This window comes from Streptomyces sp. NPDC087270 (assembly GCF_044744625.1).
GTDB lineage: Bacteria > Actinomycetota > Actinomycetes > Streptomycetales > Streptomycetaceae > Actinacidiphila.
The window spans coordinates 239117-261647 of record NZ_JBIUYR010000015.1 but is presented as its reverse complement, the minus strand read 5'-3'; the positions used below and the strand labels follow the sequence as shown (position 1 = coordinate 261647).

The window sequence follows — 22531 nt, the reverse complement described above, 5'->3', positions numbered from 1 at the left end:
GGATCACCCAGGAGACCGCCGTGCTCACCGCACCCACCGCCGCCGGGCAGGACTCGGCCGACCCGCGAGGCGGCCCCGGCGGCCCGCCGTCCGGCCGCCCTGGCCGCCGCGGCCGCTTCGCCCGCCACCCGTCCGGGACCACCCCCGGGAACCCCCGCCCGCGCTCGGGGCCGCGCCGCGCGCTCGCCGCCCTGTGGCCCTACCTCCTGGTCTCCCCCACCGTGGTGGGCGCGGCCTTCCTGCTGGTCTACCCGGTGGTCCGCAACACCGTGATGTCCTTCCAGCACTACCGGCTGGCCGAACTCATCAACGGCGGGGCCTCGTTCGTCGGCCTGGCCAACTACCGCGAGGCGCTGACCGACCCGGAGTTCTGGACGGTGGTGCGCCGCACCGTGTGGTGGACGGCGCTCAACGTCGTGCTGATCATGCTGATCGGGACGCTGGTCGCGCTGCTGCTGGTCCGGCTCGGCCGACGGCTGCGGCTGCCGGTGATGAGCTCGCTGGTGCTGGCCTGGGCCACCCCGGTGATCGCCGCCACCACGGTCTTCCAGTGGCTCTTCCAGTCCCGGTTCGGAGTGGTCAACTGGGCACTGGTAAAGCTGGGTTTCACCTCCTACCGCGACTACACCTGGTTCGCGCACGGCGGCGCCACCTTCGCGATCCTGGTCACCCTGGTGGTGTGGCAGTCGGTGCCGTTCGCCGCGCTGACCCTCTACGGCGGACTGACCACGATCCCGGCCGAGTTGTACGAATCGGCGCGGATCGACGGCGCCGGGCCCTGGCAGACCTTCCGGCTGGTCACCTTCCCGATGCTGCGCCCGCTGTTCGCCCTGGTCACCTCGCTCGAAGTGATCTGGTGCTTCAAGTGCTTCACCCAGATCTGGGTGATCGGCCAGGGCGGCCCGGACGGCGCCACCACCACCCTGCCGGTGTACGCGTTCCAGATCGCGCAGTCCTTCCACAAGTACGACCTCGGGTCGGCGGTCTCCACGCTGACCGTGCTGATCCTGCTCGCCGCGCTGGTGTTCAACCTGCGCCGGATGTTCCGCCAGGAAGGAAAGGAGGGCACCGCATGACCGCCGCCCGCCGCGGACTGCGCCGGCTGCCGCTCAACGCCGCCGCCCTGCTGGTCCTGGTGCTGTCCGCGTTCCCCGTCTACTGGATGGCGGTCACCGCGTTCGAGCCGACCGCCGCCATCGAGGGCGCCGACCCGACGTTCTTCCCGCTGCACCCCACCCTCGCGCACTTCCGCACCGCGGTACGCGCCGACGGCTTCGCCGGATACTGGCGCAACAGCCTCGTCGTCACGCTCGGCGCGGTGCTGATGGCCCTGGTGGTGGCGCTCCTCGCGGCCTTCGCGGTCGCGAGGATGCGCTGGCGCGGCCGGCGGGCGTTCCTGCTGCTGGTGTTCACCGCGCAGATGGCGCCCTGGGAGGCGCTGCTGATCCCGATGTACATCATCGCGCGGGACACCGGCATGCTCGACCGGCTGTCGATGCTCACCCTCGTCTACTTCATGACGACGCTGCCGTTCACGATCGTGACGCTGCGCGGCTTCCTCGCCGCGATCCCGGCGGAGTTGGAGGAGGCCGCCCAGGTCGACGGCTGCACCCGGCCGCAGGCGTTCCGCCGGGTGACCTTCCCGCTGCTGGCGCCGGGGCTGCTGTCGACGTCCCTGTTCGGATTCATCACCGCCTGGAACGAGTTCGCCTTCGCCAACACGCTGATCATCAAGAACCAGAGCGCCCGCACCCTGCCGGTGTGGCTGTCGTCCTTCAGCAACGTCTTCGGCACCGACTGGGGCGCCACGATGGCCGCGTCGTGCCTGTTCATGCTGCCGGTCCTGGCGGTGTTCCTGCTGCTCCAGAACCGGGTCACCACCGGGATGACCGCCGGAGCCGTCAAGGGCTGACCCGCCCGAAGCGGCACCGCACGGCCCCCGTACCCCCGCCGCACCGCCGGGCACCCCCGCCGTACCGCCTCGCACCGTACGGGCTCCGCCCGCCACCGGCCCGCTCCCACCCCTGGAGGCCCCGCCGTGATCATCCCGCACCCCACCCACGCCGTCCGCATCCCCGGCCGGTTCACCTTCGACCCGGCCACCGCCGTACGCGCCGAGGGCGCCGCGCGGCCCGCCGCCCGGCTGCTGCGCACCCTGCTGCGGCCCGCCACCGGGCTGCCGCTGCGCGACTCGCCGAGCGGGAGCGTGGTGCTCGCCGTCGACCCGCTGCTCGGCGGCCTCGGCACCGAGGGCTACGGCCTGACCGTCGGCCCGGACGCGGTGCTGCTGCGCGCGGCGACCGGCGAGGGGCTGCTCCGCGGCGTGCAGACCATCCGCCAACTCCTGCCGCCCGAGGCGCTGTCGGAGCGTCCGGTGCCCGGCATGGCCTGGTGGCTCCCGGGGGTCCAGATCACCGACGTGCCCCGGCACCGCTGGCGCGGCGTCCTGCTCGACGTGGCCCGGCACTTCCAACCCGTCCGCTACCTGCGGCGGTTCGTCGACCTGCTCGCGCTGCACAAGCTGAACGTGCTGCACCTGCACCTCACCGACGACCAGGGCTGGCGGATGCCGGTGCCCGGCTACCCCCGGCTGACCGAGGTCGGCGGGGTACGGTCCCGGTCGATGCGCGGCCGCGCGGGCAGCGGACGGTACGACGACGAGCCGCACGCCGGCGCGTACACCGCCGCGGAACTGCGGGAGTTGGTGGCGTACGCGGCCGCGCGCGGGGTCGAGGTGATGCCCGAGATCGAGATGCCCGGGCACGCGCGGGCCGCGCTGGCGGCCTACCCCGAGCTGGGCAACGTGCCCGGGCGGGCGCTGGAGGTGTGGACCGAATGGGGCGTGTCCGACGCCGTGTTCGGGGTGCACGACGAGGTGCTGGACTTCTGCCGGAGCGTGCTCGGCGCGGTGCTGGACGTCTTCCCGTCGCGTTACGTGCACATCGGCGGTGACGAATGCCCGGTCGCGGAGTGGGCCGAGAGTCCGCGGGCGCGGGCCAGGGCCGCCGAGGCGGGGCTGGCCGGCACCGCCGCGCTGCACGGCTGGTTCCTCGGCCGGATCGGCGAGTTCCTGCTGGCGGCGGGGCGGCGGCCGGTGTGCTGGGCCGACGGTTCCGGGGCCGCGGGCGCGCTGCCGCCGGAGTTCACCGTCATGCCGTGGCGGGACGCCGGCCACGGCCTCGCCGCCGCGCTGGCCGGCCAGGACGTCGTCATGGCGCCGCACCGCGCCACCTACCTGGACTACCCGCAGGCCGACGGGCCCGGCGAGCCGCTCGGCCAGGCCGGCGCGGTGGTGGACCTGCGCGCCGTGCACGCCAACGACCCGGTGCCCGCCGACTGGCCGCCCGAGGCCGCCGCCCATGTGCTCGGCACCCAGGCGCAGTTGTGGACGGAGTTCGCGCAGACGCCCGCCGACATCGAGTACCTCGCCTTCCCCCGGCTGTGCGCGCTCGCCGACCGGGCCTGGAACCCGGCCGCCGACTGGGCCACCGACTTCCTCCCCGCGGTACGCGGGCACCAGGCGCGGCTGGCCGCGCTCGGCGTACGCCACCGCCCCCTCGACCGCCCCCGGACCGCGACGGCCTGACAGCGCCGCACCGTGTCCGGCGGCTCGTCCGCGCACCTCCGACTCCCCCACCCCACCCCACCCGGGGATCACCCCCCACCACCGGAAAGGGACCACCGTGTCAGGAAGAAAGCGTCCGCTCCGCCTCCCCCTTCGGCTCCGCGCCGCGCTCGCCGTGTGCTCGGCCGCCGGCCTGGCCTGCGCCGCGCTCACCGCGCTGCCCGCCTCCGCCGCGCAGGACACGCTCACCGCCCAGTACCGTACGAGCGCGGGCGGGGCCACCGCCGACCAGGCGGAACCGTGGCTGGAGGTCACCGACAGCGGGTCCACGTCGGTGCCGCTCAGCCAGGTCACGCTGCGGTACTACTTCAGCTCCGACAGCCCCACCGCGTCCTACCGCTTCGCCTGCTCCTGGGCGGTGAAGGGCTGCGCGAACGTCACCGGGACCTTCGGCACCCTCGCCCACCCCACCGCGACCGCCGACCGCTACCTGGAGATCGGCTTCACCGCGGGCGCGGGCTCCCTCGCGCCCGGCCAGTCCACCGGCGACCTCCAACTGCGCTTCTACCGCTCGGACTGGCAGCCCCTCACCCAGTCCGACGACTACTCCTTCGACGGCACGCAGACCTCGTACGCGAACGCCCCGAAGGTCACCGTGCAGCAGGACGGCGCCCTGGTCTGGGGCACCGCGCCCGACGGCAACGACCCCACGCCCCCGACCTCGCCGCCCACCTCCCCGCCCGGTGGCGGCGGCACGCCCGACGGTCCCACGCTCTTCGACGACTTCAGCTACCCGAGCAGCTCCGACCCGGCCGTCCAGCAGCACGGCTGGACCGTGAAGTCCGGGCAGGGCGGTCCCGGCGTGGCCGGGGCCACCTGGTCGCCGGCCGACCTGACCTTCGTGCCCGACAGCTCCGGCGGCGCCGGCAACACGGTGATGGACCTGAAGCTGACCACCGACGGCACGGCGGCCGGCACCCGCGAGACCGAGATCCAGACCACCGCGCAGAAGTTCAGGAACGGCACCTACGCGGCCCGGGTGAAGTTCGACGACACGCCCACCGGCGGACCGGACGGCGACCACGTCAACCAGACCTTCTTCAACTTCACCCCGCTCAAGGCGCCGATGGACCCGGACTACAGCGAGCAGGACTTCGAGTACCTGCCCAACGGCGGCTGGGGCGAGACGCAGAACATCATGTACGAGACGTCCTGGGAGACGTACAACCCCGACCCCTGGAACGCGGTGAACACGCACGGCCAGCAGTACGCCAGTTACGACGGCTGGCACGACCTCCAGATCACCATCGACGACACGTACATCACCTACTTCATCGACGGCCAGGTCGTGGCCCAGCACGGCGAGCCGTATCTGCCCGAGGGCGGCCAGTTCATCGACTTCAACCACTGGCTGATCGACCTCGCCGGGCAGACCGGCTCCACCCCGCGCTCCTACGACGAGCAGGTGGACTACGTGTACTTCACCAAGGACCAGGTGCTCACTCCGGCCCAGGTGCAGTCCGCGGTGGCGGGCCTGCGCGGGGACGGCACCGCGTTCGAGGACACGGTCCCCGCGAGCTGAGCCGGAAACGGCGGTTCCCCGCGCCCCGACCCTCGAAGGGGGGCGCGGGGAACCGCCGTGAGCCGCCGGTGTCCGCTAGGAGCAGGTCAGGGTCGGCGCCCCCCAGTCGCCGTGGTCGTTGCCGTTCCCGTCGCCGCCGTCGCCGACCTTGAGGTCGACCACCTGGGCGCCGGTGACGTCGACGTCGATCGGCACGGCCGCCTGCTTGCCGCGGAGGCTCTGGGTGGTGACCAGCGTCTTGCCGTCGGCGATCACCGAGAAGGTGACGGTGCCCCCGCCGCCGGTCTCGTCGTCGACCCCGACGTGCGCGGTGAGGCGGGTGCACTGGCCGGCGAGGTAGAGCTGCACGTCGCTCACCGCGTTGGTGCCCAGGCCCTTGGCGTAGCCGACGCCGTCGATGCTGATCGGCCGGCCGTCGCCGGCCGCCTGCTCACCGACGCTGCTGTCGCGCTCCACCGGGCCCCAGCCGTTGGTGGACGACAGGAACGGCAGGTCGCTGACGGCGTTCTGCCCGGCCGGCGGGACCGGCGGGACCGACTCGATGACCCGTTCGTCGGAGCTGGTGGCCTTGCGGCCGCGCTGGACGTAGTGCGTCGTGGTGGCGAGCACCGCGGCGGAGGCGAGAGTGCCGCTCGGCGGCTGGACCTGCCAGCTGAAGGTGGCCGACTTCCCCGGCTGGAGACGGGCCACCGTCCCGGCGCCGGCCGCCTTCGCGGTCCAGCCGTCAGGCAGGGCGAGCGAGGCGGTCAGCGCACTGGCCGCCGGCTGCCCGGCCGGCACCCGCACCGTGGACGTGGCGGTGAACGCCTGCCCGGACCTGGCGGTGTTCGGCACGTCCAGGGAGGTGGTGACCCCGGGCGCGGCGGGCATCGCGTACTTCACCGGGTTGTAGCCGGGGCTGTCGTTCTGCGCCACCTTCAGCGAGGAGGCGTAGCTGCCGTAGTCGGTCAGCGCGACCTTGCCGAGCCCGCCGGTCTTGCCGTCCAGGTTCCACACCGCGATGGCGATGGAGTTGTGGCCGTCGGGGTTCAGGATGCCGTTCGGCACCGGGAAGGTGTGCTGCGGGCCGAGGTAGTTGACGTAGTTGCCGACCTGCCAGCCGTTCACGAAGATCTCGGCCCGGTACTTGCGCGACGGGTCGTCGGTGAAGGTCAGGCCGAGTGAGGTGTCCTGGCCGTGCGGCAGGTTCAGCTTGGCGTCGGTGCGGTACCACGAGACGCCGGGCCGGGTGTCGGTGGCCGGCAGGGTGGTGTTCGCCCACTTCGCGTCCGGGTAGCCCGGCAGCGACCAGCCGGCCCGCTCGCCGTAGAGACCGCCGGTCGACAGGGTGCCGCGGACCGGGTCGATCAGGTCCTCGCCGCCCCGCACGCCCTGCAGCCGCCAGGTGACGGGGGTGAGCGGTGCGCCGATCAGGGAGGCGCTGGTCAGGCCGCGCGCGGTCTTGTTGCCGTTGGAGGAGTTGTAGTCCTCCTCGTGGCCCATGTTCACCGTCAGGACGGAGATGACGTTGTCGCCGGTCGGCTTCACCGCGCCGGCCGGGAAGGTGAAGTCGGCGCTGCCGGTGGTCGAGCTGCCGAGGAAGGTGCCGTTGAGCCAGGCGGAGAACGCCTGCGCCCCGCCGCCGGAGTCCGAGACCAGGTGGATGCCCGTCTCGCCGTCGCCGGCCCGGAAGCGCCCGCGGTACCAGGTGTTGCCGGTGTGGAAGCCGTAGTCGTCGGCGTAGAGCACCGGCAGCGAGTTGACGCCGGAGGAGCTGTTGGTGGTCGACTTGTCGGCCGTCTGCCAGCTGGAGTCGTCGAAGCCGGGGGCCGACTCCGGGGACTCCTCGGCGTGCTTCCAGTTGGTCAGCGCCGGGAGCTTCACCGGGGCGGCGACGGGGATCTGACCGGTCCGGCCCGCGGAGCCGGAGCCCGCGGCGGTACGGCCGTCGAGCGCGCGGCCGTTCCACGTGACGTGGTCGGCCGAGGTGAACACCTCGATGTCCTTGTCGTCGCCGTTGTCGCCGGTCAGCGCCACCGTACGGCCGCCGTCCAGGCTGGTCGCCGTCCGCAGCAGGTGGCTGCCGCGCACCAGGACCGGTCCGGTCGCGGTGTCCTGCCGCCAGAAGGTCTCGGCGGTCGGCTTGTCGCCGACGAGCAGCAGGCTCGGGCGGGACCCGCCGCCGCTGATGCTGATCCGGATCAGGCCCTTGTGCGTGTAGTTCAGCCGCAGGTCGCCGGTGGCCGCGTCCCAGGTCGTGGCCACCTGGCCGCCGGTGCTGGTCACGGTCGGCTTCGAGGTGTACCGCAGCACGGTCTCGCCGTCGCTGCCCGCGTCCCCGTACAGCACGGAGACGTCCCGGCCGGCGATGGTCGCGGTGGTCATGATCTCGGAGGTGGAGTACTGGAGTTGCGAGTCGCCGAGCTTGTCGTTCGCCACGATGATGTGCGAGTCGCGGCCGTCGAGCGTGATCGCGGTGCCCGGCTGCTGCGGCACCACGGGGTACGTCGGCAGGACGTCGGCGGCGGTCGGCACGTCGATGGCGTCGATGGAGACGAAGTTGTCCGTGGAGCCCGTGCTGTGGGTGCCGTCCACGACGATCTTCAGGGTGTGCGCGCCGGCGGTCAGGCCGGTCTTCTGGAAGACCACCGCCTGGTTCTCGCTGCCGGAGTCGTCCACCGTGGCGACCTTGGTGCCGTCGAGGTAGACGTCGGCGTAGCCGTGGTTGTTGGTCTTCGGCCCGATCCAGCGGACCGCGGTCCCGTCGAAGGGGACGGTGACCGAGTCACCGGTGGTGTTGGAGAACGACTCGGTGTCCTTGTAGTCGCCGGTGGTGTAGCTCTGGCCCGACACGTGCGACCAGCTGCCCGAGTACTGCAGCGCGGAGTCGGGGTCGTCCCAGGTGTAGCTGGTGTCGGCGACCGGCTGCGCGTTGAAGTCCAGCGCGATGTGGGTCTTGTCGGTGGCCGTGGAGGTGGAGTTCCCGTGCCGCAGCACGTGGAACTGCGTCTTGGTGTCGGGGTTCATCCGGGCGGTGTCGACCACGGCGGTGTCGTCCGGCGGCGACGCCTTGATCGGGTCGGTCTTGGTCAGTGGCGCCACCGACTGGGTGAAGTACCCGATCAGCTTGTCCTCGTCGTACTTCGGGTCGAGCTGGCGGGTCTCGCGGATCGCGGCGCCGTAGTCGTACGAGGTGTAGTTCTCCGGCTCGCCGAGCCAGCCCCAGTTGGTGCCGCCGTAGGTCATGTAGAAGCTCTGGGCGGTCGCGCCGACGGCGATGTTCTGCTTGTAGAAGACGTCGGCGAACTGGTCGTTGATCAGCTGGGCGCACTTGTCGTAGCCGGGGCCGCCCCAGGGGTCGAAGGCGCCGCCCTGGAACTCCGGGGTGTACAGCGGCTTTCCGGCCGGGTGGTCGTAGCTGAGGTCGGGGACGCCGTTCCACTGGGTGGGGTTGGAGCAGTTGAAGCCCTGCGGGTAGGAGTCCGGACCGTCCACGTCCAGGGCGCCGTCACCGGAGTTGAAGGTGCCGTTGTTGTTGCCGGTGAGCGGCACGGTGATGCCGTCGGCGCGGGCCTTGTCCTCCAGGTGCTTCATGTAGGCGCGGGCCGACGCGGAGCCGTTGTAGTACTCGTTCTCGACCTGGTACGCGATCACCGTGCCGGTGCCGTTGGTCAGCTGGTGGCGGGCGAGGATGCGGTCGATCTGGGTCAGCCACTCGTCGGAGTACTTCAGGAACTGCGGGTCGTCGGTGCGGTTCTTCTCCTCCTTGGTGGTCAGCCACCCGGGCAGACCGCCGCCGTCGACCTCCGCGTTGATGTACGGCGCCGGGCGGGCGATCACGTACAGGCCGGCCTGCTGGGCCATGTCGAGCAGCTTGTCGACGTCCCGCACCCCGGTGAAGTCGTACACGCCCTGCTTCGGCGAGTGGTAGCCCCAGTCGAAGTACAGGGAGGTGGAGTTGAACCCGGCGGCCTTCATCTTCTGGAAGATGTCCAGCCACAGGTCCGGGCTCGGCAGCCGGAAGTAGTGGAACTCGCCCGACCACAGGTACGTGCGCTTGCCGTCGACGAGGAAGGAGTAGCCGTCGAAGGTCACGGTGTGGGGCTTCGAACCGGCGTGTCCCTTGGCCGCGTTGTCCGTCGTGGCCGCGTCGGCCGTCTTCGCGGCCGCGGTGTGCGCGGCGCCTGCCGCCATGGCGGGTGCGGTGGTGCCCGCGGACAGGGCGATCGCCATCGCCGCGGCCAGACCCGCCCACCACCGCCCTCGGCGCCGCTGGGATCTGCCGGACACGCCACCGGTCGGATGACTTCGCACTGCGACCTCCACGTTCCCCGAAGGGCCAACTCCCAACAGAATCAATCGAAGTCGAACAATAGGAGCGGGTGCGGGGCCGCACAATAGGTCGGACACAGGAAGCTGTGCGACGACCTGTTCGTTTCCGTGTGTTTGTGTTCCCCCACGGGTGGAGGGTGCCCGCGCCTCCGCGGAAGGAGCCGCGGCTGTGCAGGGGCGCGGGGAACCGCGCGACCGGCAGGCCACCGGGCTGAGGCCGGTACGCGACCTTCGCCGTCGCGGCACTCACGGCCCCGGCCAACCCCCTCCGCGGATTTCCGTTATCGGCCCGCCCGGGGCACCGTCTCCTGTTGTGTAGGCGCAGCCACTTGCGACGAAGGAACGGCGGAGCGAATGCGTGCAGGCGACCGGAGCGGCCCCGACCCGGAGATGGTGACCGCGGCGCGGGCGGGCGACGAGCAGGCGCTCGACCTGCTCGTCGCGCAGTGCCTGCCGCTGGTCTACAACATCGTCGGGCGGGCCCTGGACGGCAACGACGACGTGGACGACGTGGTGCAGGAGACGCTCCTGCGGGTGGTCCGCGGCCTCGCCGACCTGCGCGACCCGGCCGCCTTCCGGTCCTGGCTGGTGGCGATCGCGGTCCGCCAGGTCCGCGACCGCGAGCAGGCCCGGAAGGCGTCCTGGCACCATCAGACCGGCCTGGACGCGGCCGAGTTGATACCGGACCCGGCCTCGGACTTCGCGTCGGTGACCATCCTGCGGCTGGGCCTGACCGACCAGCGCCGGGAGATCGCCGAGGCGACCCGCTGGCTGGACCACGACGACCGCACGCTGCTGGCGCTGTGGTGGCTGGAGGAGACCGGCGACATCGGCCGGTCCGAACTGGCCGACGCGCTCGGGCTGTCCCGGCAGCACGCGGCGGTGAAGGTCCAGCGGATGAAGGAGCAGTTGGAGACGTCGCGGACCGTGGTGCGCGCGCTCGGCGCGGTCGAAAGCTGCCCGGAGCTGGCCGAGTTGACGGCCGGCTGGGACGGGGTGCCCAGCCCGCTGTGGCGCAAGCGGTTCGCCCGGCATGTCCGCGGCTGCGACGCGTGCGGGCGGCTCGGCAAGGTGCTGCTGCCGATGGAGCGGCTGCTCAGCGGGCTGCCGCTGCTGCCCGTACCGATCTCGCTGGCGGCGCCGCACCCTGGGCCGCCGCCCACCCCCGGGCATCTGCCGTCCGCCGCGCACCACCCGGCCCCGCCCGCTCACGCGCCGACGCCCGCACCCGCGCCATCCTCTGCGCCCGCGCCCGCGGGCCACTCCCCCATGCCCCCCACACCCCCCACCCAGCGCACCGCTCCGCATTCCCACCCCCCACAGCGGAGCGGTGCGCACCGGGGAGTCCACCGGCTTCGGCCGCGGCTGCTGCACGGGCCGTTCGCCGGGCCCGCCGCCGCGGTGAGCGCGGTCGCGGCCGTGGCGGCGGGCGCGCTGCTGGCGGTGCACCTCGCCGCCGACCCGTCCGCGCCGGCCGCCGACGCCGCGCCGTCCGCCCCGCCCACGGCGACGGCCCCCGCTGCCGCACCCACCACCCCTGCGCCGACGACCCCCTCGCCGACGCCCTCGACCGCCACGCCCACGACCCGCAAGCCGACTCCGAAGTCGACCACGCCCACCCCGGTCAAGGCCCCACCACCGCCCGCCGCACCGGCGACGTCCACCCGCAAGGGCGTCGGCGTGTGGACCTTCGACGGCGTGAACACCGCACTCCGGCAGTCCGGCGCGAGCTGGTACTACACCTGGTCCACCACCCACGCCGGGATCAGCGGCCCCGGCTTCGTACCGATGATCTGGGGTGCGGACAGCGCCAGTTCGGCCGCGCTCGCGCAGGCGAAGGCCGCGGGACCGTACCTGCTGGGCTTCAACGAACCCGACATGTCAGGGCAGTCGAACATGACGGTCGACCAAGCTCTCACGCTGTGGCCGAAGTTGGAGTCCGCCGGGAAGGTGCTGGGCAGTCCCGCCGTCGCGTACGGCGGGGACACACCCGGGGGCTGGCTCGACCGCTTCATGACCGGCGCGCGGCAGAAGGGCTACCGCGTCGACTTCATCACGCTGCACTGGTACGGCGGCGACTTCACCACGCCCGACGCCGTCGCCCAGCTCAAGTCCTACCTCCAGGCCGTCCACGACCGCTACCACAAGCCCATCTGGCTCACCGAGTTCGCGCTCACCGACTTCTCCGGCGGCACCGCCCGCTACCCCACCGACCAGCAGCAGGCCGCCTTCCTCACGGCCGCCGCGACCATGCTCGACGGCCTGCCCTACCTCCAGCGGTACGCCTGGTTCGGCCTCCCCGCGAAGGACGGCGCCCCCAGCACCGGCCTCTTCCACAGCGGCCCCGTGATCACGACCGAGGGCCGTGCCTTCGAGCGAGCCCGCTGACCCATGGAACGGGGGCGGGCCGGAACGGAGTTGGAGCGGGACGAGTTGCCCGGCGGCGAACCGGACTCATCGGGTCGGCCCGCACCCATGAACGGAAGAAGGGTGCGACACAGCCCGGGCTCTCACCGACTGAGCTACAAGGGGGAGTTCACGCGTCAAAGCCGGACCCGATCAAAGGGTGACGTTCTCCGCCGATCCCACCTGATCCCTGCTTCCGGGCAGGCCCAGCAGCGCCCCACGGCTGTCGGCGACCCGCAACGCGTCCGACAACGCCGTGCACAAGTGCGCCACCATGCCCTGGAGTTCGCAGTCCGAAGGCGTCGACTCCCCCAGCGTCCGACGGACAAAGCCCAGCAGTTCCCGACCCATCCCGAGCTGCACCGACTCCATCTCGTCGGCCAGCCGCCACAAGGCCGAAGCACGGCACCCGTCCGTCCGGAGGTAGCAGGCACCTCCGTCCGGCCCCGGCCACGGGAGGCGTCGAACGGTGCCGGATTCCCGATGCTGTAAAGGGGAGTCGGGGCGCAGCGGTGCTCGGTCTCGGTGCTCAGCCGTCATGAGGACGACGATAGGACCGATCCACCGGTCGAAAGGGGACAAACTGTCCCCCTGCACAAGGGAGCGGCTACGCCGCCAAGACGCCTACGGAAGAGGCGAGTTCGGCGGCCTCGGCGCGCAGCGGCCGAGGCACGGAGCGGACGAGGTCCGCGGCCAGCGCCCGCCCTGACGGCACGTACCTGATCGCGTCGGGCGACGTCTCCACTGCCCGCTGAAGGTAGTGCAGCGCACCGGCCGGCTCCTTGCGGGCGTACTCCGATCGGGCTGCGTCCAGGAACAGACGAGAGCGGCGCTCCACTGACGGAATCGACTCGGGGACGGTTTCCGAGACACGGCGGAGCGCGGCGCCGGGAGTGTGCAGGTCGACCCCGATGGTGACCGCGTGAACCGCCACGTTGCCCGTGCCGAACATCGTCCAGGGGTGGGCGTAGTCCGGCATGCGCTGTGCGACCGCGTTCGCCTCGTCCCACCACCGCCAGGCGTCACCGTCGCGCCCCTCCCGTGCGGAGGTGACCGCCGCGTGAAGGCACAGCGCCCCGAAGGTCCCGCGCAGGATGTCGGGCCCGTCCTCAAGGCGCGGGCGGAGGGTGGCCGCCGCCTCGGCGACCAGACGCAGTGCCTCTTCCGTGTGGCCGTTCTCCCGGAGGCCGTTGCCCACGATCCATGCGGCGGCAGCCAGCAGAACGGGGTCGTCCGCTTCCTCCGCCGCCATCCGGGCCCGGTCCACGGTCAGCCAGTACAGCTCCGGTTCCGTGGTGTGCGCGGCGAACTGCTGGGCCAGCGCGTAAGCCTCCGCCGTGACCAGGTAGGCGCGCCGACGTTCCGCTCCCTCGGTTCCTCTGGTGGCGGCGTGGCATGCCGTCAGCAGATCAGGAAGCACCGCCCCTACTTCGGTCCGCTGCCGACGCGAGGAATGCCACGTCGACCACGCCTGCCGCACCCGTCCGGCCAGTTCCTGCACAGTGCTCGCCTCGAACGGGGAGCGACGGAAGATCGACGCGTGAACCGCGTCCCTGAGCGCCGGCACCGCCGGGTGTGACAGCTTGCCCCAGTGATCGACGGGAATGGTGGCATCGCCACCCGTGAGCGTGGCCACGTCGTCCAGCCGAAGCGCCTGCGCCAGCCGGAAGAGCATCGGCAGTGACCGCAGATCGCGGTCCCCGTTCTCGATCTTCTTCAACCAGTCCGACGACCGCCCGACCAACCCGGCCAGCACCGGACGCGACATTCCTCGCCGCTCACGATGATGGCGGATCAACTCACCGGTCGTCAGTTCTCCGTTGATGGACGGATCAGTCACGATGCGGCTCCCGGAACGAAGTCAAGCCCCCCGCACCAGAGTACGCGCCGCAAGCCCCCCGTCACCGGCCTCGCCACCGCCCACTCCAACGGGCAAACCACCCGGAGCCGCCCTCGGTTCCAGGGTACGGCGCACCCGGGGGCGTCACTCGGACTACGCACGCGCGAAGCGGACCCCGCGGACCTCGGGGGCGCCCTCGTACGCGGTGGCGAGGAGGCGGAGTCCCTCCGCCTCAAGGGTGTCGCGGTCGGGTGCCCGTAGGGGCGCGAACGGGGTGACGACGACCGCCGCGGCACCCTTGGCCCGCTCGAACCGCCAGGTCCCCCCGACGAACCCGTCCAGGAGGATCGTGCCGCTGACGATCCCGTTGACGGAGATCACCCGGGACTTGGGCACGTCGCCGAGGATGCGGGTGCGGTCGGCGTGCGAGAGCAGGAGGTTGTCGAAGTCGGCGACGAAGCGCGCGGCCACGGGGGTGTCGGGGTCGGTGAGTTCGGCGTCGGGCAGGTCGTAAAGGACCTGCCCGTCCTCGGCGGCGTACGTCCGCAGGTCGAGATCGGCGAACAGCCGCTTGAGGCCGGTGGCTCCGGACCACTTCTGCATGTCGGCGGGACCGGCGGGGCCGAACGCGGCGAGGTAGCGGCGGACGAGCCCGGCCGGGTCGGGGTCGGCGGCGAGCGGCGCGCCGAGCCAGTCGTCGGCGAAGGCGTACCGGACGCCGCAGGGTACGCCCCACACGCCGCGCGGTGGCACCTGCACGAGCGGTGCCCAGGTCCGTAGCACGTTGACCAGCGAGGCCGGGTCGGCGGCGGGGAACCGCGCACCGAGCAGGGTGCGCAACTCGGAGGGCCCGAGCGGCTGTTCGGCCAGCGCCTCGCGCCCGGCGGCGAGCAGCGCGTCCCGGCCGACCCCGGCGATCCCCGCGGCCCACGCGGAGGAGCGCAGCCCCCGGTCGAGGGCGGGTTGCAGCCACGGCCGCAACCGCAGCGCGTCCGCCGCCGTCACCAGATGCACGGTGTTGCGCATCAACGCCAGTCGTACGACGCGGCGTTCGGCGAGGAGGCGGCCGAACGCGGCGAAGTCGAAGCCGGCCAGCCGGGTCCACAGCCCCGGGTAGACGGAGGTGGCGTTCTGCGACTGGAGGCCCAACAGGTGCGTGACGGCGTCCGCCGGGCTCATGTCCGCCCGCTGCAAAAGGAGTTGGCGGGACAGCAGAGTCCGGTTGAGGGTGCGCCGGGTGACCGGTTCGATGACCATGGTCGTTACGGTACGGCGCCTTGCGGACAGTCACGGTCCGCAAGGCGGGTGGGCGCGGCGCGCGGCCGAGGGACCCGACCGGGCGTTCACGGGAAGGCGAGGTGAGGGCGATGTGGAGCCGCGGAGGCCGCCCGTACAGCGGGCGGCACTTCCCACGGTCCTGGAACCGCGGATCGGGCGAACCGCTGCGGCCGCGCAGCCTGTCCCGGGCGCTGGTCAGAGCCTCCAGGAAGGACGAACGGGCCTGGCAGCGGCAGCCGTTGAAGGTGCGTGGCGATTCGCTGCCGCCTTTCGACCACTGCGCGGCACTGGTGGCGGGGCTGGCCGAGGACGAGCGGCGCCGGATCGCGCTGCGGCTACAGCAGGAGCGCGCCGGTCTGGAGGCCGACGACGTCGAGTGGTACATCGGGCGGGCGCTGGCGGCGACACGCTGCGGGTGGTCGCCCGGGCAGGTGCACGAGTTGTTCGCGCTCGCGCTGGGGAACGTGGGCAACGGCCCACGTCCGTACGGACCGTGGGCGCACGGGGAGCGGGCCCTGCAACTGCCGCTCGCCGCGCTGGAGGAGTTGCCGGAGAGCGAGCGCGGGCCCTTCCTGCGGTATGTGCGTGCCGCGCTCGCCGTCCGTACGGGCTGCCGCTCCATGGTCCGCCCGCCCGGCCGGCCGTCCCGTCTCGACGAGCCCGAGGCATGCCTGAGCCGGCTGCGGGCCCTGCTCGACCTGCCCTACGACGTGGACGACGTGCTGGTGCGCGACGATCCGTTCGCCACAGCGGCCCGTTGCGCCCTCGGCACCGAGCTCTACGAGCCGCCGGCGCCGGAGCTGCTGGAGTTGTGCGGTCTGGTGACCGACGTGCGGCCGCCGTACGCGTGGTTGGGCCGGATGCGGGAGCTGTTGCAGTGTTCGCCGGAAGCCCGCCGGACGGTCCGGACGCTGCTGCGGGCGGTCCGCGGCGAGCCCGCCACCTGCGTCGGGGCCGAGTTGCACCGCGGGCGGATCGGCGAGGTCAGCGGATGGCTCCTGGTCGCGCTCGCCTGGGCCGCCTGCGTGAGTGACGATGCCGGGCTGGTACGGGAGTTGGGGGACGGCATGCTCGCGATCGACCGGGGACCGGGCGGCGACGGCGCCGCGCTCTTCCTGCGCGGTGGGCTCGCCGCACTCGCCGCGCTGACCCGCGCCCCCGCCGCCGGCCGGCACCACCGCCTGCTCGCCGACCCGCCCGCCGCGGTCGTCCGCACCGCGACCGAGGTGCGGGCGCGGCTGGCGCACCTCCCCCAGCCCGATGGCCACCGCCTGCTCCAGGTGCAGGCCGGGCCGTACGTCGCCGTCTTCCGCGTGCACCCCGACGGTCACGTGACGCTCGGCTTCCGCAACCCGCACGGGCGGATGCTCGAGGACGCGCCGGCGAAGGTGCGGAACGGTGATCCGGCGCTGTACGCCGCCCTGCGGGCCCAACTCACCTCCTTGCGGGCCGAGGTGACCGCCTACCGTGGTCTGCTCGCCGAGCTCCTGCACGCCGATCCCGGGCGGCCGGCCGGAAGTTGGTGCGAGGTCCACCTCGACGATCCGCTCTTCGAGCCGCTCACCCGCGCGCTGATCTGGCAGGCCGAGACCCCCAACGGGCCCGTCGTCGGCGTTCCCGTGCGGCGCAAGCGCTCCTCCGCCTGGGTCCTGCGCGACCTGCGCGGCGGCTTCCACGAACTGGTCGAGACCACGACCGTACGGCTCTGGGCCCCGGCCCACGCCGACGCGGCCGAAGTCGCCGCCTGGACCTCAACGGTGCGCCGCCGCGGCCTACGCCAGCCCGTCCCCCAGGTCCCGCGGCGCCCCTGACCCCCCAGAGTGCCCCGTCCTGTCGGTCCCGGGACCACCCGCCGGTGAGTGGCTGGTCGCGCAGTTCCCCGCGCCCCTTGGGGTTGCCCTTCCTCCGCGGAGGAAGCCGCACAATCCCAGGGGCGCGGGGAACTGCGCGACCAGCCCACCACCGGCGGACAGGGGCACCCCGGAGGGAACCCACCACGCAAGGACCCGAGCACATCCAGGGGCGCGGGGAACTGCGCCACCAGCCCACCACCGACAGGTGATCCCGGCGCCGGCGGACAGGGGCACCCCAGAGGGAACCCACCACGCAAGGACCCGAGCACATCCAGGGGCGCGGGGAACTGCGCGACCAGCCCACCACCGGCAGGTGATCCCGGCGCGGCCGGACAGGGGCACCCCGGAGGGAACCCACCACGGAAGGAGCCGAGCAGATCCAGGGGCGCGGGGAACTGCGCGACCAGCCCACCACCGGCGGGTGATCCCGGGGCCGGCGGACAGGGGCACCCTGGAGGGTCCAGTTGCCGCCGGTCAGGCCACCGCGTGGATGGGGGTGTGCGCACCCGTGAGGGGGCGGCCGGTGGCACCGTAGCGGAGCGCGACGACCTCCGCGGCAATGGAGAGCGCCGTCTCCTCGGGAGTGCGCGCGCCGAGGTCGAGCCCGATCGGGGACCGCAGCCGGTCGAGCGCGGCCTCGGGCAGCCCGGCCTCGCGGAGGCGGTCGAGCCGTTGGAGGTGGGTGCGGCGCGATCCCATCGCGCCGACGTAGGCCACCGGAAGGCGCAACGCCCGCTCCAGCAGGGGCACATCGAACTTCGCGTCATGCGTGAGCACGCACAGCACGGCGCGCGCGTCGACCCGCCCGGCCGCCACCTCCGCGTCGAGATAGCGATGCGGCCACTCCACCACGACCCGGTCGGCCTCGGGGAAGCGCCCGGCCGTGGCGAACACCGGCCGCGCGTCGCAGACGGTCACGTCGTACCCGAGGAACTTCCCCGCCCGGACCAGCGCGGCCGCGAAGTCGATCGCACCGAACACGAGCATCCGCGGCGGCGGCACGCTCGACTCGACCAGCAGCGTCAGCGGCTGCCCGCACCGGCTGCCGTCGGCGCCGATCTGCACCGTGCCGGTGCGCCCGGCCGCGAGCATCGCGTGCGCCTGCCCGGCGGCCGTACGATCCCGCGGGCCGTCGCCGAGCGAGCCGTCGTACGACCCGTCGGTGCGCACCAGCAGCGCGCGGCCGAGGAGTTCCGCGGGGCCGGCGGCGATCCGGGCGACCGCCGCCGCCTCACCGGAGGCGGCGGCGGCCAGCGCGCGGACGATCTCGGGCCGCACCCCGGGATCGATCCGCTGGACGAGGATGTCGATCACGCCGCCGCAGGTCAGACCGACCGCGAAGGCGTCCTCGTCGGAGTAGCCGAAGCGCTGCACCACGGTCGGGGGGCCGTCGCCGGACAGCGCCTCGCGGCACAGTTCGTAGACGGCGCCCTCGACGCACCCGCCGGACACGCTGCCGACCGCGGTGCCGTCGCCGTCCACGGCGAGTGCGGCGCCGGGCTGCCGCGGGGCGCTGCCGCCGGTGGCGAGCACGGTCGCGACGGCGAACGGCCGGCCGCGCCCGCACCAGCGGTGCAACTCGGTTGCGATGTCCAGCATGGCGGTTCAACTCCTTGGGCGGGATGCGGCTACTTGACGCCGAGCCAGCTCTCGATGGGGTGCAGGGCGAAGTAGACGGTGAAGACGGCGGTGAGGACCCACATGAAGACCCCGGGCTCGCGCCACTTCCCCTGCGCGGCCTTGATCGCGGTGTAGGAGACGACGCCCGCGCCGACGCCGGCGGTGATGGAGTACGTGAACGGCATCAGCGCCACGGTCATGAAGACCGGGACGGCCACGGACCGGTCGGACCAGTCGACGTGCCGGGCGTTGCCCATCATCATCGCGCCGATCACCACCAGCGCGGCGGCGGCGACCTGGCCGGGCACGATCTGGGCGAGCGGGGTGAAGAACAGGCCGAGCGCGAAGAGCACACCGGTGATCACCGAGGACAGACCGGTGCGCGAGCCCTCGCCGACGCCGGTCGCGGACTCGATGAAGACGGTCTGCCCGGAGGCGCCCGCGACACCGCCGATCGCGCCGCCGGCGCCGTCGATGAACAGCGCCTTGGACAGGCCCGGCATCCGGCCGCGCTCGTCGGCGAGCCCGGCCTCGGTGCCGACGCCGATGATGGTGGCCATCGCGTCGAAGAACCCGGCGAGCACCAGCGTGAAGACGATCACGCCGACCGTCATGCCGCCGATGGAGCCCCAGCCGCCGAACTCCACGTGCCCGAAGAGCGAGAAGTCCGGCATGGACACCGCGCTGCCCTGGAGCTTGGGCGCGGTGCCGCCCCAGTCGGCCGCGGTGAGGTGGCCGGCCGCGTTGACGACGACGGCGAGCACCGTGCCGGTCACGATGCCGATCAGGATCGCGCCGGGGATGTTGCGGGCCTGGAGCATGAAGATCAGCAGCAGCGTCACGCAGAACAGCAGCACCGGCCAGCCCGACAGCTTCCCGTCGGGGCCGCCCAGCGCCACCGGGGAGGTGCCGTGCGGGTCGCCCTTGCCGACGAACCCGGCGTTGACCAGGCCGATCAGCGCGATGAACATGCCGATGCCGATGGTGATGCCGTGCTTGAGCGGCAGCGGTATCGCGTTCATCACGATCTCGCGCAGCCCGGTGACCACCAGCAGCACGATCACCGCGCCGTAGATCACGCACATGCCCATCGCCTGCGGCCAGGTCATGTGCGGCGCGACCTGGGTGGAGATCACGCCGGCCACGCTCAGGCCGGCGGCCAGCGCCAGCGGGACCTTGCCGAAGAAGCCCATCAGCAGCGTGGAGACCGCCGCGGCCAGCGCGGTGGCGGTGATCAGGGCGGCGTGCGCGAGCTTGACGCCATGCGCGTCCGGGCCGGACAGCAGCAGCGGGTTGAGCAGGAGGATGTAGCACATCGCCATGAAGGTGGTGATGCCGCCGCGCACTTCGCGGGGGATCGACGACCCTCGGTCGGAGATGTGGAAGTACCGGTCGAGCCACGATCTGCCGGCGGGCACGCGTGAGCCGGGGCCCGCGTCCTCCGCCGCCGTCTGCGGCTCTACGGGTGTCTGGGTCATGTGTAGCCAACTCCCAAGGTTCACAGGGGCACCCGCCCGCGGCTCGCGGAACGGGATTTGGGATAGCGCCCCTTCAGGCGCGGCCTGCACGACCCGGGGGACGGCCCGAGGCGAACAAGAGAGGGGTCCGGGGCTCGGCCCGTGGTGCGGCCGGCCCCGGGCCCTACGATCCGGTGAGGTGTTCCGGCCGGACCGGGGTTCGGTTCAGCTCCAGGCCGGTCGCCTGCCGGATGGCGGCGAGCACGGCGGGAGTCGAGGACAGGGTGGGCGCCTCGCCGATGCCGCGCAGCCCGTACGGGGCGTGGTCGTCGGCGAGTTCGAGCACGTCGACGGGGATCGTCGGGGTGTCGAGGATGGTCGGGATCAGGTAGTCGGTGAAGGACGGGTTGCGGACCTTCGCGGTCTTCGGGTCGACCACGATCTCCTCCATGACGGCGACGCCGAGGCCCTGCGTGGTGCCGCCCTGGATCTGGCCGACCACCGACAGCGGGTTGAGCGCCTTGCCGACGTCCTGCGCGCAGGCGAGTTCGACCACCTTGACCAGGCCGAGTTCGGTGTCGACCTCGACCACGGCGCGGTGCGCGGCGAAGCTGTACTGGACGTGGCCGTTGCCCTGTCCGGTGCGCAGGTCGAACGCCTGGGTCGGGCGGTGCCTGAACTCCAGTTCCAGGTCGACGGATTCGCCCTCCAGGACGTCGGCGATGTCGGCCAGCGCCTCGCCGCCGTCGGTGACGACCCTGCCGTCCTCCAGCAGGAGTTCGGCGGTGGCCCACGCCGGGTGGTAGGTGCCGAACCTGCGCCGGCCGATCTCCAGCACCCGTTCGCGTACCGCCTCGCAGGTGTTCTTCACCGCGCCGCCGGTCATGTAGGTCTGCCGGGAGGCGGAGGTGGAGCCGGCCGAGCCGACCCGGGTGTCGGCGGGCTGGATGGTGACCTGGGTGACGCCGAGTTCGGAGCGGGCGATCTGCGCGTGTACGGTGACGCCGCCCTGCCCGACCTCGGCCATCGCGGTGTGCACGGTCGCCACCGGTTCGCCGTTGATGACCTCGATCCGCACCCGCGCGGTGGAGTAGTCGTCGAAGCCCTCGGAGAAGCCGACGTTCTTGATGCCGACCGCGTAGCCGATCCCGCGGACGACGCCTTCGCCGTGCGTGGTGTTGGACAGGCCGCCGGGCAGCGCGCGGACGTCGGCGCCCTCGGTGGTACGCCACTGCTGCTCGGGCGGCAGCGGCATCGCCTTGACCCGGCGCAGCAGTTCGGCGACCGGCGCGGGCGAGTCGACCGGTTGCCCGGTCGGCATGATCGTGCCCTGCTCCATGGCGTTGCGCTGCCGGAACTCGACCGGGTCGAGGCCGAGTTCGGCGGCGACCTTGTCCATCTGTGCCTCGTAGGCGAAGCATGCCTGGACCGCGCCGAAGCCGCGCATGGCGCCGCAGGGCGGGTTGTTGGTGTAGAGCGCGAGCGCTTCGATGTCCACGTCCTCGACGACGTACGGTCCGATCGACAGCGAGGCGGCGTTGCCGACGACGGCCGGCGAGGCGGAGGCGTAGGCGCCGCCGTCCAGCACGATCCGGCAGCGGACGTGGGTGAGCTTGCCGTCGCGGGTGGCGCCGTGCTCGTAGTGGAGCCGGGCGGGGTGGCGGTGGACGTGGCCGAAGAACGACTCGAAGCGGTTGTAGACGATCTTCACCGGCCTGCCGGTACGCAGCGCCAGCAGGCAGCCGTGGATCTGCATCGACAGGTCCTCACGGCCGCCGAAGGCGCCGCCGACGCCGGAGAGCGTCATCCGGACCTTGCTCTCGGGCAGGCCGAGCACCGGGGCGATCTGCCGCAGGTCGGAGTGGAGCCACTGGGTGGCGACGTACAGGTCGACGCCGCCGTCCTCGGCCGGCACCGCCAGTCCCGACTCGGGGCCGAGGAACGCCTGGTCCTGCATGCCGAAGACGTAGTCGCCGCGCACCACCACGTCGGCGCGGGCGGCAGCGGCGTCGGCGTCGCCGCGCACGATCGGCTGGCGGTGCACCACGTTGGGGTGCGGGACGTGACCGCTGTGGTGGTCGTCGCGGCCCTCGTGCACCAGGATCGCGTCGGGCGCGGTCGCGGACGCCTCGTCGGTGATGACGGGCAGTTCCTCGTACTCGATCCGGATCTTCGCGGCGGCCCGGCGGGCGGTCTCGGGGTGGTCGGCGGCGACCAGGGCGACGGGTTCGCCGTGGTGGCGGACCTTGCCGTGCGCGAGCACCGGGGTGTCCTGGATCTCCAGGCCGTAGTTCTTGACCTCGGTGGGCAGGTCGTCGTAGGTGAGCACCGCGTAGACGCCGGAGGTGGCCAGCGCCTCGCCGGTGTCGATGGACAGGATCGTGGCGTGGGCGACGGTGCTGCGCAGCGTGTAGCCCCACAGCATGTCCTCGTGCCACAGGTCGGAGGAGTACGCGAACTCGCCGGTGACCTTGAGGATGCCGTCGGGGCGCAGCGTGGACTCGCCGATGCCGCCCTTGGTGCCGGCGGCGCCGGTGCCCTGGGTGAGGCTGGTCGGAGCGCGCCCGGGCACGGCGGCGGCGCGAGGCGGCCGGGCGGTGCCGGTCCCCCGGTCGGCGC

At 72.6% G+C, this 22531-nt stretch carries 13 protein-coding genes; 6 read left to right on the top strand and 7 right to left on the bottom strand.

All coding sequences use genetic code 11. From position 1 onward, the window contains the following. The first annotated feature begins 191 nt into the window (after positions 1 to 191). From ACIPAE_RS27920 to ACIPAE_RS27905, 4 genes are all read left to right on the top strand, one after another. Positions 192 to 1076: a sugar ABC transporter permease gene (locus tag ACIPAE_RS27920; protein WP_329373793.1), complete on the top strand. Its 885-nt coding sequence runs from the start codon at positions 192 to 194 to the stop codon at positions 1074 to 1076. Then, positions 1073 to 1912, top strand: coding sequence for a carbohydrate ABC transporter permease (locus tag ACIPAE_RS27915; RefSeq protein ID WP_402448754.1), 840 nt, complete (start codon positions 1073 to 1075; stop codon positions 1910 to 1912). Before ACIPAE_RS27920 ends, ACIPAE_RS27915 begins: the two co-directional genes overlap by 4 nt. A 126-nt stretch (positions 1913 to 2038) precedes the next feature. Then, the gene (locus ACIPAE_RS27910; protein WP_402448751.1) at positions 2039 to 3586 is read left to right on the top strand and encodes a beta-N-acetylhexosaminidase; all 1548 of its coding nucleotides are present in this window, start codon (positions 2039 to 2041) and stop codon (positions 3584 to 3586) included. A 97-nt stretch (positions 3587 to 3683) separates the two neighbouring features. Further along, on the top strand, positions 3684 to 5147 hold the full coding sequence (locus ACIPAE_RS27905; protein ID WP_402448749.1) for a cellulose binding domain-containing protein: 1464 nt from the start codon (positions 3684 to 3686) through the stop codon (positions 5145 to 5147). Between the two features lie 75 nt (positions 5148 to 5222). Here ACIPAE_RS27905 and ACIPAE_RS27900 read toward each other — a convergent pair whose 3' ends face one another. After that, a complete protein-coding gene (locus tag ACIPAE_RS27900) occupies positions 5223 to 9359 on the bottom strand; it encodes a beta-galactosidase (protein ID WP_402448788.1) in 4137 nt (1378 codons plus the stop codon). Positions 9360 to 9812: 453 nt separating this feature from the next. On the opposite strand from ACIPAE_RS27900, the gene ACIPAE_RS27895 reads away from it, so the two are divergent. Further along, on the top strand, positions 9813 to 11846 hold the full coding sequence (locus tag ACIPAE_RS27895; RefSeq protein WP_402448747.1) for a sigma-70 family RNA polymerase sigma factor: 2034 nt from the start codon (positions 9813 to 9815) through the stop codon (positions 11844 to 11846). A gap of 171 nt (positions 11847 to 12017) precedes the next feature. Here ACIPAE_RS27895 and ACIPAE_RS27890 read toward each other — a convergent pair whose 3' ends face one another. The 3 genes from ACIPAE_RS27890 to ACIPAE_RS27880 all read right to left on the bottom strand — a co-directional run bounded on the left by ACIPAE_RS27890 (position 12018) and on the right by ACIPAE_RS27880 (position 14961). Then, a complete protein-coding gene (locus ACIPAE_RS27890) occupies positions 12018 to 12227 on the bottom strand; it encodes a hypothetical protein (protein WP_402448746.1) in 210 nt (69 codons plus the stop codon). 244 nt (positions 12228 to 12471) lie between these two features. Next, positions 12472 to 13704 (bottom strand): helix-turn-helix domain-containing protein, encoded by a 1233-nt coding sequence (locus ACIPAE_RS27885; RefSeq protein ID WP_402448744.1) that lies wholly within the window; start codon positions 13702 to 13704, stop codon positions 12472 to 12474. Between the two features lie 153 nt (positions 13705 to 13857). Further along, the gene (locus ACIPAE_RS27880; protein WP_366414656.1) at positions 13858 to 14961 is read right to left on the bottom strand and encodes a winged helix DNA-binding domain-containing protein; all 1104 of its coding nucleotides are present in this window, start codon (positions 14959 to 14961) and stop codon (positions 13858 to 13860) included. A 110-nt stretch (positions 14962 to 15071) separates the two neighbouring features. On the opposite strand from ACIPAE_RS27880, the gene ACIPAE_RS27875 reads away from it, so the two are divergent. Further along, a complete protein-coding gene (locus ACIPAE_RS27875) occupies positions 15072 to 16793 on the top strand; it encodes a DUF4132 domain-containing protein (RefSeq protein ID WP_366414657.1) in 1722 nt (573 codons plus the stop codon). A 516-nt stretch (positions 16794 to 17309) separates the two neighbouring features. Here ACIPAE_RS27875 and ACIPAE_RS27870 read toward each other — a convergent pair. From ACIPAE_RS27870 to ACIPAE_RS27860, 3 genes are all read right to left on the bottom strand, one after another. Beyond that, a complete protein-coding gene (locus ACIPAE_RS27870; protein WP_329363650.1) occupies positions 17310 to 18434 on the bottom strand; it encodes an XdhC/CoxI family protein in 1125 nt (374 codons plus the stop codon). Between the two features lie 29 nt (positions 18435 to 18463). Further along, positions 18464 to 19933, bottom strand: a complete 1470-nt coding sequence (locus tag ACIPAE_RS27865; RefSeq protein WP_329363651.1) for an NCS2 family permease — start codon at positions 19931 to 19933, stop codon at positions 18464 to 18466. 163 nt (positions 19934 to 20096) lie between these two features. Beyond that, the gene (locus ACIPAE_RS27860) at positions 20097 to 22484 is read right to left on the bottom strand and encodes a xanthine dehydrogenase family protein molybdopterin-binding subunit (protein WP_402448785.1); all 2388 of its coding nucleotides are present in this window, start codon (positions 22482 to 22484) and stop codon (positions 20097 to 20099) included. Positions 22485 to 22531: the final 47 nt, after the last annotated feature.

What these genes read in the sequence shown, in the direction of transcription:
- ACIPAE_RS27915 (WP_402448754.1), top strand. Translation starts at nt 1,073, where the DNA reads ATGACCGCCGCCCGCCGCGGACTGCGCCGGCTGCCGCTCAACGCCGCC.
- ACIPAE_RS27880 (WP_366414656.1), bottom strand. Translation starts at nt 14,961, where the DNA reads ATGGTCATCGAACCGGTCACCCGGCGCACCCTCAACCGGACTCTGCTG.
- ACIPAE_RS27875 (WP_366414657.1), top strand. Translation starts at nt 15,072, where the DNA reads ATGTGGAGCCGCGGAGGCCGCCCGTACAGCGGGCGGCACTTCCCACGG.
- ACIPAE_RS27900 (WP_402448788.1), bottom strand. Translation starts at nt 9,359, where the DNA reads ATGGCGATCGCCCTGTCCGCGGGCACCACCGCACCCGCCATGGCGGCA.
- ACIPAE_RS27870 (WP_329363650.1), bottom strand. Translation starts at nt 18,434, where the DNA reads ATGCTGGACATCGCAACCGAGTTGCACCGCTGGTGCGGGCGCGGCCGG.
- ACIPAE_RS27865 (WP_329363651.1), bottom strand. Translation starts at nt 19,933, where the DNA reads ATGACCCAGACACCCGTAGAGCCGCAGACGGCGGCGGAGGACGCGGGC.
- ACIPAE_RS27895 (WP_402448747.1), top strand. Translation starts at nt 9,813, where the DNA reads ATGCGTGCAGGCGACCGGAGCGGCCCCGACCCGGAGATGGTGACCGCG.